Genomic DNA, 16,214 nt, shown 5'->3' with positions numbered 1-16,214 from the left:
TTCTTCATAATCTCTTAATGATCTTCTTGTTGGTTCGTCACCAGCAAGCTAGGTCGGCTATATTACTCTTTATTTCTAAAGAGTCAACCAGTAATTCAAATTATTTTTAAACTTATCAAATAAAACCTAACTTAATCAATTCAACCAAGCCATTGTTTTATCAGAAGTTTTAATCTTCATCACCGCCGATGGATGTGCATTCTACAGCATTTCAGGACCGTTGCAACACCTTTTTTATGATTTATTTTACGCATGTCGTTTTTTTAAACACATAAACATTCTTTTGTATTATTATTGGGCTATATACGCCCTATTTCATATAATAAAACGTATATAAACCCAATTTTCATTCCATTTAATTTAAGAATTTTTGATTTCGTATGGTTGTTTTTAAAAAAACTGCCTATTTAATAATGGCGTGCTCCATTTCACCCATATTATATACAGCTCCCACAGCAAATATTTTCACAACCACTTTCTCTATATTGAGTTATGCCAAGTGGGAAACCACTTCACCCAAATTTTGTGTGATTAATAATTCAAGTTTAGTCAATGATTTTAAAAAACTTGCACCAACCCACAGCACTTATAAAATTACAGCCATCAATGTGAATGACATCAAATCCAGTCATTGCCAAGTTTTATTTTTTTCCAATCTATCAGCAAAAGAAGAACAAAGTATTTTAAACAACCATGTTAATTTCCCCGCCCTCTCTCTAAGTAGTAACAATAGTGAGTGTGAGTCTGGCAGTGCATTTTGTTTGTATAAAAAAAATCAGAGTTATTCGTTTAAAGTTAATATGGAAAGCTTAACGCAGTCACAAATACATATTGATCCACGCGTTTTATTACTGGCGAAGTCATCGGAGTCAGCTGAATGAAACAACTCTATAATCCAATTACATTACACCAATTATTTACGCGTTCGCAGCTCACTATCTTTGCTTTAACTTTTACGATTTGTTCTGCGATTTTTTTGGTGATTTCCACTTATACTATGCATACCTATGCAAAAAACAGCTTAACGATTTTATCAAATGCGATAAACGAACGTGTTCAACCCGCTGTGGTCTTTAATGACCAAACAACGATGCGTCAAATTTTAAATGAATACACTCAACTGTATCCCATTCGATCGATTGAAATTACCAACCATCAAAATGCGTCGCTTGCTCATGCTGAGCAACAAGAAATTTCAACATTCTCTAGCCAAGCGATTTTAGATTATTTCTTTTTTAGCCAACCGATTCGTTTAGATATTCATCATGATCAGAAAAGTTACGGCGAACTGGTCGTATATGGAAACTCTTCAGATTTAGTTAGTTTCTTCCATAAAATTTTGCTGGGCTTGTTTTTAGGTTTTATTCTTTTATTAGCTACTGTGTTTTGGTCGGTGAATTCTGTTTATCAATACTTAATGCAATCTGTTCGCTCTATTGTTGAATCAGCCCAAACCATTAGCATTAAGAAAGATTATAAAATGCGGGTTTCAAACTCTGATATTCAAGAATTACACGCGCTTAGTACCGCCTTTAATGGCTTACTCAGTGAAATCGAACAGTCGAATAAAAACTTAATTTCAGAAAATGACAAACTTATTCATCTAGCACGTCATGATGCATTAACCCAATTGCCAAATCGTAATTATTTTTATGAAAAGCTATTTGAACTTTTTGACTTACAAGCGAACGCTGCTGTGTTCTTTGTCGATATTGAAAACTTTAAACATGTGAATGACCAATATGGGCACTTAGCTGGGGATGCTGTACTGCGCGCCTCATCACACTGTTTAAAGCAAGCACTGCCAGATGATGCTTTCGTTGCGCGACTCGGTGGTGATGAATTTGCAATTATTATCAATCGCTTAAACTTCCTGACGGAACTCGAAGTCTTTTGTCACAAAATACATGACTGCTATAGTTCCACATTTGTTTATGAGCAACATAATATTGCATTACAAGCTAATATTGGTGTGGCACTTATCCAAAATGCAAAATCGCCAGAAGATTTGATCGCAGATGCGGAACGCGCGATGTATGATGCTAAACTTTCGAATAATCATTGGTGCATTGCACTACACCACCCCAACTCATAGGATTTGCTATGTTAAAGAACGCATTTAAAGTTTTATTTATACTTGCATTCACGGCTACTATGACAGCCTGCATGAGTTTAGGTAACTTAAGCTATAAACAAGCACGTATGCTTAAAAAAGAAGGTTTTGTCTTGACCAATGATGGTTGGACACTTGCCCTACCAGAACGACTTTTATTTGGTTTTGATGATTATCAAATACAACCTCACCAAGAAGGCAAACTAAATACCCTCGCCACTCAACTGATTAAATATGACCTAAACAAAATTAAGTTTATTGGTCATACGGATAATGTTGGACAAGCCAATTACAACCAACAACTGTCAGAAAAACGTGCGCAAAGCGTCGCAAACGTCTTTTTAAAGCAAGGTTATAACAGTTCAAATATTCAAATTATTGGCCGTGGTGCTGAACAGCCGATGGTCTCTAATGACACTGAAACCAATCGTGCCATCAACCGTCGCGTAAATGTCACGATCATTCCCTAAATAGTGAAATATAAAAAAGCCACCTTATGGTGGCTTTTTTATTGTGTTTATAAATTTTAGGCATAAAAAAACCGTTATATGCGGCATCTTTTACAGTATTGTTTTTGAAATAAATGGTCGGAGCAGTAGGATTCGAACCTACGACCCCCTGGTCCCAAACCAGGTGCACTACCAGGCTGTGCTATGCTCCGCTTTCAACTTTAAAAGTTGGGGTGAATGATGGGATTCGAACCCACGACAACCGGAATCACAATCCGGGGCTCTACCAACTGAGCTACATCCACCATCATGTTCTTGCTTGTGAATAACCAATATAACGCATTTTAAATTACAGGCATAAAAAAACCGCTGTATGCGGTATCTTTTATCGACCGTTTTCTTTAAGAAAATGGTCGGAGCAGTAGGATTCGAACCTACGACCCCCTGGTCCCAAACCAGGTGCACTACCAGGCTGTGCTATGCTCCGAATTGGGGTGAATGATGGGATTCGAACCCACGACAACCGGAATCACAATCCGGGGCTCTACCAACTGAGCTACATCCACCATCACAACAAGTTTCAGATTCTAGTATCAGAACACCATTAAAATGGCGCGCCTGACAGGATTCGAACCTGTGACCATCCGCTTAGAAGGCGGATGCTCTATCCAACTGAGCTACAGGCGCATTACCGATGACATAGACTATCACGCGATTTTTGCCTTGAGAAATTGGTCGGAGCAGTAGGATTCGAACCTACGACCCCCTGGTCCCAAACCAGGTGCACTACCAGGCTGTGCTATGCTCCGTTTCATCTCAGCTTTCGCTGTATCGCATATCGTGCGGTACGGTGTGCATTCTAGGCGTGACGTTGATTAACGTCAACACCTATCTTCAAAAAAACATAAAAAATCATTTCAAGCGATTATTTATCAAGCACTTTAATCATTTTTCAAGCAAAAATTAACGTTTTAAACTGGCACTGAAATTCAACATCCGATCTAAAGGCAATTTAGCACGCTCAGCCAATGCCGGATCTACAAAAATTTCCTGATCACCTTTTTGTAAAACTTCCAGAATGCCATCCAATTCATTCATCGCCATCCAAGGGCAATGCGCACATGAACGACATGTCGCTCCCTCACCTGCCGTCGGTGCTTCGATGAGAATTTTATTCGGCACAGCTTGCTGCATTTTATAAAAAATACCGCGATCTGTTGCCACGATTAAACGTTCGTGTGGCAAGGTTTGTGCAGCCTTGATCAATTGCGAGGTGCTACCGACGGCATCTGCAATATCCACCACAGATTCTGGTGACTCTGGATGCACCAAAACTGCTGCATCGGGATACAGCGCTTTCATATTGGCAATACCACGTGCACGGAACTCTTCATGGACAATACATGCCCCATCCCATAGCAACATGTCTGCACCGGTTTTCTTTTGAATATAGCGACCGAGATGCTGATCGGGTGCCCAAATAATTTTTTCACCTAAACTATCTAAATGCTCAACAATTTCAACAGCACAGCTCGAGGTTACCACCCAATCTGCACGCGCTTTCACTGCTGCCGAGGTATTGGCATATACCACAACCGTATGATCCGGATGTGCATCGCAAAATTTGGTAAATTCATCGACAGGACAGCCCAAATCAAGTGAGCATGTTGCTTCTAGGGTTGGCATCAATACAGTTTTTTCAGGAGATAAAATCTTCGAGGTCTCCCCCATGAATTTCACGCCTGCAACCACCAACGTTGTTGCTTCATGATCCCGACCAAAACGTGCCATTTCAAGTGAATCCGAAACGCATCCACCGGTCAGTTCTGCTAGTTCCTGCACTTCAGGATCACAGTAATAGTGTGCAACAAGGACAGCGTTACGTTTTTTGAGTTCCGCTTTAATTAATTCAAACTTTTCAAGCTTTGCAGCTTCCGTTAAGTGATGCTCTTTAACATCGCCCAAACGATCCAAATGCGCTTGTACAATTGATTTTGCTTCATTTGCAATTAAGTTGTTTGCATTATTCATCACAACGTCTTCTCTACCCTTAATGCCTGCTACTACACAGGTGCTTCACAACTGACCCATAAATATGGCACTTGGCTATTTTTTACCGGTCATTAAAAAGTTCCACTTATAAAAAAGCCTCACAACGGAGGCTTTTCAAAAACATCAAATATCTTATGAACGATAATCTGCATTAATCTTGACATAGTCATACGACAGATCACAGGTATACACAGTATCTTGAGCACTGCCACGCCCTAAATCTACACGGATCGTGATTTCAGATTTTTCCATCTCCGCAGCCCCTGCTGCTTCGGTATAATCTGCTGCTGCGCCACCATCTTTACAGATTTGAACATCACCCAACCAGACCTGAATTTTTTCAACATCTAAGTTTGGCACACCGGCATAACCAATTGCTGCCAAAATACGGCCCCAGTTTGGATCTGATGCGAAGATTGCAGTTTTAACCAACGGTGAATGTGCAATGCTATAAGCAATATCACAACATTCTTGAGTATCTGCGCCGCCTTCTACCGCCACAGTAATAAACTTCGTCGCACCTTCACCATCACGGACAATGAGCTGTGCAAGACGTTTCATTACACGTGTTAACACGTCTAAAACAGCAGCATAACGTGAATCTAATTCTGAAGTAATTTCTACGCCACCAGCTTGACCCGTTGCAATCAAAATACATGAGTCATTCGTTGAGGTATCACCATCCACCGTAATACGGTTAAACGACAGGTTAACTGTGGTTTTCAAAAGCTGTTGCACCAGCTCACGGCTAATGGGTGCATCAGTTGCCACATAACTCAACATGGTCGCCATATTTGGACGAATCATGCCTGCGCCTTTAGAAATACCTGTCATGGTATACAGGACGCCATCTAACTCAAATTGTTCAGATGCACCTTTAGGTGTGGTATCTGTGGTCATAATGCCCGTTGCAGCTTCCAACCAAGCGTCTTCTTGCAAACTGTCTAATGCCGGTTGCAAGCCTTGAACCAAACGATCAATAGGTAATTGCTCGCCAATTACACCCGTTGAAAAAGGAAGGACTTCTGTATTTTGAACACCAGCCAGTTCTGCCAGTTTCGCACATGTCGCTTCAGCATTTGCCATGCCAATTTTGCCAGTACCTGCATTGGCATTTCCGGTGTTAATCACTAAATAACGTGGATTACCTGCTAATAAGTGCGCTTTAGAAATATGCACCGGTGCTGCACAAAATGCATTTTGAGTAAAAACGCCTGCGACATTAGAACCTTCAGCAAATTCAAAAATGACAAGGTCACGTCGGTTCTGATAGCGCACATACGCTTCAGCCGAACCGATTTTTACACCTTTCACCACATGCATCTGTGGCATAGATACGTCACCAACTGCCATTTTTCAACGTCCAACTATATGAGTTATAAAAAATACAGCTTAGTGCAAAATCTATAAAAAATCGAGCAGAAGCACGGTTTTGCTGTAATTTTATTGTGGATTTCTTTTGCACATAAAAAAACCAGCCTTTCGACTGGTCTTTATCGCTGTTCGTCGTAAATTAGTTACGCGCAAGCTGAGTTGCTTCATCAAGAAGCACTTGTTTCGCTTTTTGTTGACTCGCAGCAGAAAGGGCTGGGTTTTCAGCCACAATACGGTCAGCATTCGCCGCATTGGCTGCTGCAATTTTTGCAGTTTGCAATACGATTGGACGATTTGGATTGGCAAAGGTATAACGAATACCCGTACGCGGGCTTGCTACAGTCACTTGACCGTCAGTACCAATCTGTACTTGAGTTGTTGTTGGACCAACTGCTTGTTGAACTTTCTCTACAGAAGTCGTCTGAGGAGCGTTTGCAAAGGTAAAAGTTGGCAAAGCCAAAGCAGCAATCATGAACGGTTTTAGTACTTTTTTCATTGTCTTTTCCGTCTTACGGTTATTGATAGAAACTAAATAACATTTAATCCGCTGCACTGCAAATACTATTCAGGTCAGATCAGTAGTGTAAATAAAAAATCAGAGCGCGAAGGCTCTGATTTATTTGAAATTAAACAATGCTGTTTAAATTTTACCGTGACATTGTTTATATTTTAGACCTGAACCACATGGGCACGGTGAGTTACGACTTTCTGGCGGAACAATCACTTGCTCTGCAGGTGTATATTGCGCATCGATAACATCATTACCGTTGGCTTCAGCCAACAAATTATCAAAGTCATTGTGTGACAATTGAAGATTCATTGATTCAGCTTGAGCCTGTTTTTGAGCTTCCATTTCTGCAAGCTCTTCGGCTGTAGGCACATGAATACGAGATAAATCTGTCACGACATCTGACTTAATCACAGCAAGCATGTTTACAAATAAATTAAAGGCTTCTTTTTTGTATTCTTGCTCAGGATTTTTCTGCGCATAACCACGTAAATGAATCCCTTGACGTAAGTAATCCATTGCTGCCAAATGCTCTTTCCAATGGCGGTCCAATGAATTCAACATAAAGTGACGTTCGAGCATTGCAGCCGTTTCGTCACCCATTTGCGTACGACGTGAACGGTAGTGCTGAAGAACTTCATCAGTAATACGTTCAACCAAAGCTTCTTCATCCAAACGACGATCTTGCTCTAACCACTGCGAAATTGGCAGTTCAATCGATAGATCTTCACGTAGCGCCTTTTCAAGACCTTCTATATCCCACTGATCGTGAATAGACTCAGGTGGAATATATACTTCGATCATGCCTTTAGTCACATCGTGAATCATTGTTTCGATGTAATCTTGCAATGATGCTTCTTCAAGAATTTCATCACGTTGAGAATAAATAATCTTACGTTGCTCGTTGTTTACGTCATCGTATTTCAATAGATTTTTACGAATATCGAAGTTACGTGCTTCAACTTTACGTTGTGCATTTTCAATCGAGCGTGACACCATTTTATGTTCAATGGCTTCATCTTCTTTCAGACCCATGGCACGCATCATCGCAACCACGCGATCACCCGCGAAGATACGCATCAAGTCATCTTCAAGCGACAAGTAGAAACGTGATACACCTGGGTCACCTTGACGACCCGCACGACCACGTAACTGGTTATCGATACGACGAGATTCATGACGTTCTGAACCAATGATGTGTAAACCACCAGAGTTCAACACCATGTCATGATTTTGTTCCCACTCAGCTTTTAAACGCGCTTCATCGGCTGCCGTTGGCTCTTCAATCTTCGCCAGTAAGGCTTTCCAGTTACCACCCAACAGAATATCGGTACCACGACCGGCCATGTTGGTAGCAATCGTCACTGCACGCGGTGAACCCGCTTGCGCAATAATATCCGCTTCACGCTCATGTTGTTTCGCATTGAGCACTTCATGTTGAATGCCAGCTTCTTTCAGCTTATCTGATAAAATTTCAGAGGCTTCAATGGTTGCTGTACCAATCAGAATCGGTGCAACACCTGCTTCATGAACACGTTGAATTTCTTGAATGATGGCGTTGTATTTACCTTCACGGTTTAAATAGATTAAATCATTTTGGTCATTACGAATCATCGGGCGATGGGTTGGAATCAGTACAACATCCAAGCCATAAATTTCTTTCATTTCTGCAGCTTCAGTATCTGCAGTACCCGTCATACCTGATAATTTTTTGTATAGACGGAAATAGTTCTGGAATGTTGTAGTTGCTAAAGTTTGGTTTTCAGGTTGAATTTCCAAACCTTCTTTTGCTTCTACTGCTTGATGCAAACCTTCTGACCAACGGCGACCCGGCATGGTACGACCAGTGTTTTCATCGACAATGATCACTTCACCTTCGTGGATGATGTAATGCACGTTGCGTTGGTATAGGTAATGCGCACGAATGGCCGCAGAAACATGGTGCACCAAGTTTAAATTAGCAGATGAATATAGACTTTCACCTTCAGCAAGCAAGCCCATTTGAATCAATTCAGCTTCAACAGTTTCATAACCGACTTCGGTCATTTCTACAGAGCGCTGTTTTTCGTCAATCCAGAAGTGACCACCATCTGGTACCTTCTCTTCTTTTTGTGCATGAAGTTTTGGTGGAATGCTGTTAATGGCAGCATACAACTGTGATGAGTCTTCTGATTGACCAGAAATGATCAAAGGTGTACGTGCCTCATCAATCAGGATCGAATCGACCTCATCGATGATGGCATAGGTTAAGCTGCGCTGTTTTTTCTCAGCAGCAGAAAAAACCATGTTGTCACGCAAGTAATCGAAACCGAATTCGTTGTTGGTACCGTAAGTAATGTCAGCACGATACGCTTGAGCTTTTTCAGTTGGGTCTTGCATTGAGTAAATAATCCCAATGCTTAAACCTAAAAATTCGAATAATGGACGGTTTAATTCAGCATCACGCTGTGCGAGATAGTCGTTCACCGTAATCACGTGAACACCTTCACCACTAATCGCATTGAGGTAACAAGCAAGCGTTCCCATGAGGGTTTTACCTTCACCGGTACGCATCTCTGCGATCTTACCTTCATGTAAAGTAATACCACCAATCAGCTGTACGTCATAATGACGCATGCCCATGACACGCTTTGCAGCTTCACGACAAACAGCAAACGCTTCAGGTAATAATTTATCAAGGCTGTCGCCTTTTTTATAACGTTCTTTGAATTCTTCAGTTTTTGCAGATAAGTCTGCATCGCTTAGAACAGATATCGTCGGCTCGAGCGCATTAATCTTCTCTACGATTTTACGCATGCGTTTGAGTTCGCGCTCATTTTTGGTACCGAAGATTCCTCCGATCAGACTTGCCAACATGAATAGACTCTCTAAATCTTGCTTGTCAAATGAATATATTTTCTTAGTCGTTATTATGGTGCTAGAAATTCGAAGTACAAGGGTTTTGCACAAAAATCCCCTTAAATATTCTGCGCTCGGGTTCTAGCCCCGGAGACTTAAGGCAAGCTAATGTAACAAATTTTCTGCAGACAACATAGTGACTCTGTCGTGAGATATTTCGCTTTTATCCACCAATAAAACTGTTTTATATGAAAAAATTTCATAAAGAAATGAGAAAACACTATTTTTAATCATAAAAAAAATCCTTCATATTTATTTTCAAGTTAAACAAATTCAATAAATACGGGGATATTCCATGACGATTCGTTTAGGTGACACTGCACCAGACTTTACTCAAGACTCAAGCGAAGGCAGCATTCATTTTTATGACTTTTTAGGTGACAGTTGGGGCATTTTATTTTCGCATCCTGCAGATTACACACCAGTCTGCACCACGGAACTTGGATTTACCGCAAAACTAAAAGATGAATTTAGCAAACGTGGTGTCAAGGCCATTGCCCTATCTGTTGATGATGTTGAATCCCATCATGGTTGGATTAATGACATTAACAATACTCAAAATACCACGGTGAACTTCCCGATCATTGCGGACAAAGACCGTAGAGTGTCTACCCTCTATGATTTCATTCACCCCAATGCCAGCGAAACATTAACTGTTCGCTCTTTGGTGATCATCGATCCCAATAAAAAAGTCCGTTTAATCATTACTTATCCTGCATCAACGGGGCGTAATTTCCATGAAATTTTACGTGTCATTGACTCTTTACAACTGACAGACAACCATAAAGTTGCAACACCGGCCAACTGGCAACATGGTGAAGATGTGGTGATTGTGCCGTCATTAAAAGATGAAGAGGAAATCAAACAACGCTTTCCTCAAGGGTATAAGGCAGTTACGCCTTACCTTCGTTTAACGCCTCAACCTAAGTGAGAATAAAACGGAGCATTGCGCTGTCCGAGCGTAAGATAAGAAGTTCTGCTGCGAGTGACCAAGCGAAGATACAACTTTAACTATTTTTAAGCGCAGCACTAGAGCCAACTACGGATCATAACCATAGCTACTTATAGTTACTATAGTTTTCCCCTCAGAACGAATGACGAGCCCGTTCTGGCATTCTCCAACCTGCTCATCTTCGGATGAGCTTTTTTTTGATTACAAATTCCTCTCAGGGATTAGATTGGTTAAACCTCTCAAATCCGTTATAACTAAGAAAAACTTGAAAATAACAAACCGTGATTCATCAAATTCATCATTTACATTGTGGTAGTTTTTGTCCAACGTGTGCCCCTTTATTTGGACAGAAAGGCTTTCGCGCACATTTGGTTTGTCATTGCCTGCTCATTGAAACTGATAAAGGGCTCGTCTTAGTCGATACAGGACTGGGCTTACAAGATTATTTACATCCACAAAATCGTTTAGGTCGGTTTATTTCACGCACAGCGCAGATTAAATTTAATCCGCAACTAAGTGCGATTCATCAAATTCAAAAATTAGGTTTTAAGGCTCAAGATGTTCAACACATTTTGTTGTCACACTTAGATTTTGATCATGCTGGCGGGATCTCAGATTTTCCGCAGGCGACCGTGCATGTCTTAGCCAGTGAATATAATGCCACTCAAAATCTTCATAGCTTAAAATCACGACTGCGCTATCGACCACAGCAGTTCCAACAGCATCGTTATTGGAACTTTATCGAAAACATCGGGACGCAAGCATGGTTTAACTTAGAGCACACTGCCGGTCTATCTATTTTTCAAGAGGATATTTTAATGCTCCCACTTTTGGGACATACCGCGGGTCATGCCGGTATTGCGATTAAAAACAACCATCGCTGGTTGTTATATTGCGGCGATGCTTATTACTCACAGCATCAATTAAATCCAAATTTTCATTCGCGGGCCTTAAATCAGCTTGAGCGTTTATTTGCCACCGACAATACACAGCGACTGCACACACTTCATAAGATTCAGCAGTTAGCACAGCATCCGGACATCGATCTCATCTGCGCACATGACCCATTCGAACTCGCTCGCTATCAGAACACAAGCAATGACCGCTAAAATCCTGCCAATGATCCTCCTTAGTGTTAGCTTCAGCTTCACGGGTTGCATGACATCAAATCCATTACCGTTAAATGAACGTCCTAAGCATTGGGGAAAAGTCGTTCATCAACAGCATAATTTTTATCAGATCAGCCCAACAGTATTTCGCAGTGAACAACCTAATGCAGATCTCGCCCCTGTTCTACGAGAACAGCACATCGATGTGATCATAAATTTACGTTCACGGCACCATGACCCAGAACGCTTAAACAATGTCATTGATACGCAAAAGATTAAATTTGTACATATTCCGATACACACGTGGCAAATCGATCGTGAAGATTTACTGGCGGTGATGAAAACCATAAAAGAAGCTGAACAACAGCAGCAAAAAGTGTTAATCCATTGCTACCACGGCTCAGACCGTACAGGCGCGAGTGTGGCCATGTACCGTATTATTTTTCAGCATTGGTCCATTGAGGAAGCAAAACGTGAAATGAAACAAGGTGGCTATGGCTTCCTCCCTATTTGGAAAAATATCGACCGATTATTCAGCCCTGAAAATGTAAAATGGATTCAGCAGCAACTACTGAATCCATCTTATTAAAGGTCATTCCTCAAATAAACTTAGCGTTTATCGAGAGGTACCCAATCAATCACCCAAGCCGATTTCATATTCAAACTTGCATCTGAATTGATCTTTTTACGTGTTGCGTCCGCAGCATCACGGTCCTTCGAAGGGCCAACCATAATACGAATGCCTTTAGATGTAGGACTCTTCGTCACTTTATAGCCTTTTGCACGTAATTTTGCAGCGACGGCATCTGCATTGGCTTCATTGGCAGCTAGAGCAACTTGTACCATCCATTGCTTATCGCCATTTTCCAACAGATCACGTGCTTTTTCAGCTTCAGCTTTTTTCTTGGCTTCGGCTTTACGCTTTTCTTCTGCCTTGTGTTTTTCTTCGGCTTTACGCTTTTCTTCTGCCTTGTGTTTTTCTTCGGCTTTACGCTTTTCTTCAGCCTGTTGCTTCGCTTCGGCTGCTTTCTTATCTGCTGCTTTTTTCTCAGCTTCAGCATGTGCTTTACGTTCAGCTTCTTTTTGAGCATCCGCTTTACGTTTTGCTTCGGCTTTTTGTTTATCTGCTGCGATACGTGCCTGATCAGCCTTTTGCTGCGCCGACTGAGTCTCTAACTTTTTTTGAGCCGCCAACTTATCCTCAGCTAAACGCTTTTGCTTGGCTTTTTCATCTTCAACCAATTCGGGCGGAATATTATCCGAACTTTGTTGAGCTGAACGATGTGCGTTTAAAGCTGCATATTCTTCTGCTGCTTTACGTGCTGCATCCGCTTCCGCTTGTTGTTGCATCGCTAAAAATTCTGCTGCACGTGCTTCTTGCTCCGCAACCGATTTTTCACGGGTACGTCGTTGTTCTTCGAGCAAACGCTTTTCAGTTTCAACATCAACAGTCAATGATGACATTTTACCCGCACCCTGACCTTGTTGCTCAACTTGAGCCATTTCAGGGGTTTGGCTTTGATTTTGATGTATTTCTTCTTTGCCTTTAAGTAAAAGTGCGGCCAGCAGTACACCACCACCTAATAAAACAACACCACCCATCCAGCGTTGTTTGTTATTCATTGACATTCTTCCAGATACTCCCATACCGCTTCTAAGGTATGAAATGAACCACATACCAGAATCAGCTGATTATTCTTTGTTTCTTCTAGCGCGGACTTAAAAGCTAATTGCACATTGTCATAATGTTCTACGACTTGATGCTGCAGTGCGCTATCCAATTGTGTGATAGATGCCGCACGTGGCACATTTAATTGTGCAATTTTCCACATTCTTACCGTATCTTTCAATAAGTTAACGACAGAATTTATGTCTTTATCAGTCAGCATGGAGAAAACGCTGATCACTTCTGTGTATTGTTTATTGTACTGGAGGAAATTTCGCAATTGCTTTAACAAAAATTCAACACCATGCGGGTTATGTCCCGCATCGAAAATCACCGTTTTTCCTGCAATTTCTCTAACTTCAAAACGGCCTTGTAACTTGGCATTGATAATCCCCTGAGCGATCGACTGCTGAGAGACCACCAAACCACTGGCCAATATTGCCGCTACAGCCGTAGAGATATTTTCGAGTGCCAAAGAACCCACTGGCAGTTTTAAAGTTGTACCTGATGAAGCAAACATCCAAGATTGTCCGTCATCACTGTACTGATAAAAATAATCACGATTGAGTACATGTAAAGCGGCTTGGCAATCTTCTACTTTTTGACGAATGGCTTCAGGTAAAACTTGCTGCCCACCAAAAATCACAGGAATATTTGGACGAATAATCCCTGCTTTCTCAAAAGCAATTTTTTCAATGGTGTCACCCAACCAATCGGTATGGTCTAAACCAATATTGGTAATCACTGCAACATCTGGATCGACGACATTGACCACATCAAGTCGACCGCCAAGGCCGACTTCAAGTACCCATACATCGCAATGTTGCTGTTTAAAAATAACAAAAGCGGCCAAAGTGGTCGCTTCAAAAAAAGATAAACTTAATTCACATTCACGACGCGCCTGATCAACTGCGACAAAAGCATCAATCAGGGCTTGGTCGGACACTTCAACACCTTGAAGCTTTACACGTTCATTGAATCGATAAATATGCGGTGATTGGTATAGCCCCACGTTATAACCTTGAGCATTTAAAATCGCAGCCAAAGTGGTCGTGGTTGAACCTTTACCGTTTGTTCCCGCGACCGTCAGCACTTTCGCATCAGGCTGGGTTACACCGAGTCGTTCTGCAACAGGAATCACCCGTTCCAGACCTAGATCAATACCCGTAACATGAACATGGCTCCAATAATCGAGCCATGTACTTAAAGAATCAGATGCAAGTGGTGCTGTGTTCAAGGTAAGTTCATCAATTTCGCTACAATACGATAAACTGTATCACGTAATGCATGACGGTGGACAATTTGATCGACTACACCATGATCAAGCAAATATTCCGCACGTTGGAACGGTTCGTCCAATTTTTCACGTACAGTTTGCTCAATCACACGCTTACCAGCAAAACCAATCATGGCTTTTGGCTCAGCCAAATGAACATCACCGAGCATTGCCAATGATGCAGTCACACCACCATAGACAGGATGTGTCAATACCACTAGATAAGGCAAGCCTGCATCTTTCATTTTTTGGATGGCAGCAGAAGTACGCGCCATTTGCATGAGTGACAACATACCTTCTTGCATACGCGCACCACCAGAAGCAGCGAAGCAAATAAGCGGTTGTTTAGCTTTAATCGCAAGTTCAGCCGCTTGAACAAAACGGTCACCGACCACTGTGCCCATTGAGCCGCCCATGAAATCAAATTCGAAAGCAGTCGCAATCATTGGAATGCCTTTCAGCGTTCCTTGCATTACCACTAAAGCTTCTGTTTCACCGGTTTTTTTCTGCGCTTCAGACATACGGTCTGGATACGCTTTGCTATCTACAAATTTAAGTGGATCTTTGGCTTTAAATTCTTGACCCAATTCTTTTTGTACTTGGTCAAAGAACCAGTTCAAGCGATCACGCGCTTTCATTCGCAAGTGTTCATCACACTGCGGACAAACGTAGGCATTAAATGACATTGCAGTACGAGTCACAAGTGCATGACACTCAGGACATTCAATCGTCGGCTCAGTAAATGTCGCCTTTAATGCTTGCTGTTCATCAGGTACATGAATACCTGGTACCGCACGCTCTGTCCATGGCGTAGATGCGCTCAGAATTTTGCCTGTTTTTGCGTCTTGACTCATACTAACTCATCGAGCGCAGCTCGAAGCTCCTTCACTTTATTCACTGTTTCGATTACAGCTTGTTCTGGCGCTAAGTTTGCAAATTGTTTAACAAAAGCACTACCTACGATCACCGCATCTGCAGCAACACCCATGGCTTTCGCCGATGCTGCATCACTGATACCAAAGCCAACGCCAACAGGTACCTGAGTATACGATTTGATTTTTTGAATACGTGCCGCAGCTTCAGCAACATCTAACGTCGCTGCACCTGTCACACCTTTCAAAGAAACATAGTAGATAAATCCACTAGCTTGTTTCACCACATGCTGAATACGTTCGTCAGTGGATGTTGGCGCAAGTAAGAAGATTTGATCCATGTCGTATTTTTTCAATACTGCATCTAGATCTTTTGCTTCTTCTGGTGGAAGGTCCACCAAGAGCACGCCATCTACACCGCATTCATGTGCATAGGCAACAAACTTTTCATAGCCGATTACTTCAACAGGGTTTAAATAGCCCATCAGTACTACTGGTGTTTCTGTATCGTTTTTACGGAACTCTTTCACCATGTTCAAGGCATCTAGAGTATTGGTTCCTGCAGCAAGCGCACGCTCAGCGGCAAGTGCAATAACAGGACCATCCGCCATTGGGTCTGAAAATGGAAGACCCAATTCGATCACATCTACACCTGCCTCAACCATTTGATGTAACAAAGGTACCGTTACTTGTGGATGAGGGTCACCAGCCATAACATAAGAAACCAAGGCCTTACGCTGTTGAGATTTAAGCGTTCCAAATCGAGTGGCTAAACGTGACATAGGGTTATACTTTCCTTGAATGAATCAAAACTATGATGTGGGTTTTGTCGAAATACAAGACATCGCATTGTAACGCTATTTTTTACCCATTGAACAGGGTATACAATCCTCCGTCGGCATTTCTCATGCAAACATAATTTTCCAGAACAACCCGAAAGCATCA

At 41.7% G+C, this 16,214-nt stretch carries 14 protein-coding genes and 6 tRNA genes; 6 read left to right on the top strand and 14 right to left on the bottom strand.

Annotated features, from left to right (window positions below):
* The first annotated feature begins 380 nt into the window (after positions 1-380).
* Genes FTU36_RS13800 through FTU36_RS13790 form a run of 3 tightly spaced genes read left to right on the top strand, consistent with a single transcriptional unit; the run spans position 381 to position 2,583 of the window.
* Positions 381-881 carry a YfiR family protein gene (locus FTU36_RS13800; protein ID WP_180012517.1) on the top strand — a complete coding sequence of 167 codons (501 nt, stop codon included), beginning with the start codon at positions 381-383 and terminating at the stop codon, positions 879-881.
* The gene (locus FTU36_RS13795; RefSeq protein ID WP_180110887.1) at positions 878-2,095 is read left to right on the top strand and encodes a diguanylate cyclase domain-containing protein; all 1,218 of its coding nucleotides are present in this window, start codon (positions 878-880) and stop codon (positions 2,093-2,095) included. The genes FTU36_RS13800 and FTU36_RS13795 overlap by 4 nt, the downstream gene beginning before the upstream one ends.
* An 8-nt stretch (positions 2,096-2,103) precedes the next feature.
* Entirely contained in the window at positions 2,104-2,583 is a 480-nt protein-coding gene (locus tag FTU36_RS13790; protein WP_180005407.1) for an OmpA family protein, read from the top strand.
* Between the two features lie 114 nt (positions 2,584-2,697).
* Here FTU36_RS13790 and FTU36_RS13785 read toward each other — a convergent pair.
* From FTU36_RS13785 to secA, 10 genes are all read right to left on the bottom strand, one after another.
* Positions 2,698-2,774 (bottom strand) — tRNA-Pro (locus FTU36_RS13785).
* A 17-nt stretch (positions 2,775-2,791) separates the two neighbouring features.
* A tRNA-His gene (locus tag FTU36_RS13780) sits at positions 2,792-2,867 on the bottom strand.
* Between the two features lie 105 nt (positions 2,868-2,972).
* Positions 2,973-3,049 (bottom strand) — tRNA-Pro (locus FTU36_RS13775).
* Between the two features lie 3 nt (positions 3,050-3,052).
* Positions 3,053-3,128 (bottom strand) — tRNA-His (locus FTU36_RS13770).
* Between the two features lie 44 nt (positions 3,129-3,172).
* Positions 3,173-3,249 (bottom strand) — tRNA-Arg (locus FTU36_RS13765).
* Between the two features lie 45 nt (positions 3,250-3,294).
* Positions 3,295-3,371, bottom strand: a tRNA-Pro gene (locus tag FTU36_RS13760).
* Between the two features lie 154 nt (positions 3,372-3,525).
* Positions 3,526-4,593, bottom strand: coding sequence for a quinolinate synthase NadA (nadA, locus tag FTU36_RS13755; RefSeq protein ID WP_078191211.1), 1,068 nt, complete (start codon positions 4,591-4,593; stop codon positions 3,526-3,528).
* A gap of 153 nt (positions 4,594-4,746) precedes the next feature.
* Positions 4,747-5,967, bottom strand: a complete 1,221-nt coding sequence (argJ, locus tag FTU36_RS13750) for a bifunctional glutamate N-acetyltransferase/amino-acid acetyltransferase ArgJ (RefSeq protein ID WP_180118299.1) — start codon at positions 5,965-5,967, stop codon at positions 4,747-4,749.
* Positions 5,968-6,127: 160 nt separating this feature from the next.
* On the bottom strand, positions 6,128-6,484 hold the full coding sequence (locus tag FTU36_RS13745; protein WP_180055834.1) for a hypothetical protein: 357 nt from the start codon (positions 6,482-6,484) through the stop codon (positions 6,128-6,130).
* Positions 6,485-6,628: 144 nt separating this feature from the next.
* Entirely contained in the window at positions 6,629-9,352 is a 2,724-nt protein-coding gene (gene secA, locus FTU36_RS13740; protein WP_180022396.1) for a preprotein translocase subunit SecA, read from the bottom strand.
* A gap of 337 nt (positions 9,353-9,689) precedes the next feature.
* Between secA and FTU36_RS13735 the strand changes: the two genes are divergently transcribed.
* The 3 genes from FTU36_RS13735 (at position 9,690) to FTU36_RS13725 (ending at position 12,044) form a co-directional block, all read left to right on the top strand.
* Entirely contained in the window at positions 9,690-10,325 is a 636-nt protein-coding gene (locus FTU36_RS13735; protein ID WP_180118297.1) for a peroxiredoxin, read from the top strand.
* A 302-nt stretch (positions 10,326-10,627) separates the two neighbouring features.
* Entirely contained in the window at positions 10,628-11,455 is an 828-nt protein-coding gene (locus FTU36_RS13730) for an MBL fold metallo-hydrolase (RefSeq protein ID WP_180118295.1), read from the top strand.
* Positions 11,456-11,504: 49 nt separating this feature from the next.
* Complete coding sequence (locus FTU36_RS13725; protein WP_373686365.1) at positions 11,505-12,044, top strand: dual specificity protein phosphatase family protein; 540 nt, start codon at positions 11,505-11,507, stop codon at positions 12,042-12,044.
* A gap of 20 nt (positions 12,045-12,064) precedes the next feature.
* Here FTU36_RS13725 and FTU36_RS13720 read toward each other — a convergent pair whose 3' ends face one another.
* Genes FTU36_RS13720 through trpA form a run of 4 tightly spaced genes read right to left on the bottom strand, consistent with a single transcriptional unit; the run spans position 12,065 to position 16,051 of the window.
* Positions 12,065-13,084, bottom strand: a complete 1,020-nt coding sequence (locus FTU36_RS13720; protein WP_373683938.1) for an SPOR domain-containing protein — start codon at positions 13,082-13,084, stop codon at positions 12,065-12,067.
* The gene (gene folC, locus FTU36_RS13715; protein ID WP_180118291.1) at positions 13,075-14,358 is read right to left on the bottom strand and encodes a bifunctional tetrahydrofolate synthase/dihydrofolate synthase; all 1,284 of its coding nucleotides are present in this window, start codon (positions 14,356-14,358) and stop codon (positions 13,075-13,077) included. Before folC ends, FTU36_RS13720 begins: the two co-directional genes overlap by 10 nt.
* A complete protein-coding gene (accD, locus tag FTU36_RS13710; protein ID WP_180089796.1) occupies positions 14,355-15,251 on the bottom strand; it encodes an acetyl-CoA carboxylase, carboxyltransferase subunit beta in 897 nt (298 codons plus the stop codon). The genes folC and accD overlap by 4 nt, the downstream gene beginning before the upstream one ends.
* Positions 15,248-16,051: a tryptophan synthase subunit alpha gene (gene trpA, locus FTU36_RS13705; protein ID WP_078191221.1), complete on the bottom strand. Its 804-nt coding sequence runs from the start codon at positions 16,049-16,051 to the stop codon at positions 15,248-15,250. The genes accD and trpA overlap by 4 nt, the downstream gene beginning before the upstream one ends.
* Positions 16,052-16,214 lie beyond the last annotated feature (163 nt).

The sequence above is a fragment of the Acinetobacter sp. YH12096 genome (genome assembly GCF_013419215.1).
GTDB lineage: Bacteria > Pseudomonadota > Gammaproteobacteria > Pseudomonadales > Moraxellaceae > Acinetobacter > Acinetobacter amyesii.
The sequence above is the reverse complement of the archived record's forward strand: the minus strand, read 5'-3'. Positions and strand labels throughout refer to the sequence as shown.

Excerpts from the sequence above, each read along its gene's own strand:
- FTU36_RS13800 (WP_180012517.1), top strand. The coding sequence starts at position 381 with ATGGTTGTTTTTAAAAAAACTGCCTATTTAATAATGGCGTGCTCCATT.
- FTU36_RS13795 (WP_180110887.1), top strand. The coding sequence starts at position 878 with ATGAAACAACTCTATAATCCAATTACATTACACCAATTATTTACGCGT.
- FTU36_RS13790 (WP_180005407.1), top strand. The coding sequence starts at position 2,104 with ATGTTAAAGAACGCATTTAAAGTTTTATTTATACTTGCATTCACGGCT.
- nadA (WP_078191211.1), bottom strand. The coding sequence starts at position 4,593 with ATGAATAATGCAAACAACTTAATTGCAAATGAAGCAAAATCAATTGTA.
- argJ (WP_180118299.1), bottom strand. The coding sequence starts at position 5,967 with ATGGCAGTTGGTGACGTATCTATGCCACAGATGCATGTGGTGAAAGGT.
- FTU36_RS13745 (WP_180055834.1), bottom strand. The coding sequence starts at position 6,484 with ATGAAAAAAGTACTAAAACCGTTCATGATTGCTGCTTTGGCTTTGCCA.
- secA (WP_180022396.1), bottom strand. The coding sequence starts at position 9,352 with ATGTTGGCAAGTCTGATCGGAGGAATCTTCGGTACCAAAAATGAGCGC.
- FTU36_RS13735 (WP_180118297.1), top strand. The coding sequence starts at position 9,690 with ATGACGATTCGTTTAGGTGACACTGCACCAGACTTTACTCAAGACTCA.
- FTU36_RS13725 (WP_373686365.1), top strand. The coding sequence starts at position 11,505 with ATGACATCAAATCCATTACCGTTAAATGAACGTCCTAAGCATTGGGGA.
- FTU36_RS13720 (WP_373683938.1), bottom strand. The coding sequence starts at position 13,084 with ATGTCAATGAATAACAAACAACGCTGGATGGGTGGTGTTGTTTTATTA.
- accD (WP_180089796.1), bottom strand. The coding sequence starts at position 15,251 with ATGAGTCAAGACGCAAAAACAGGCAAAATTCTGAGCGCATCTACGCCA.
- trpA (WP_078191221.1), bottom strand. The coding sequence starts at position 16,051 with ATGTCACGTTTAGCCACTCGATTTGGAACGCTTAAATCTCAACAGCGT.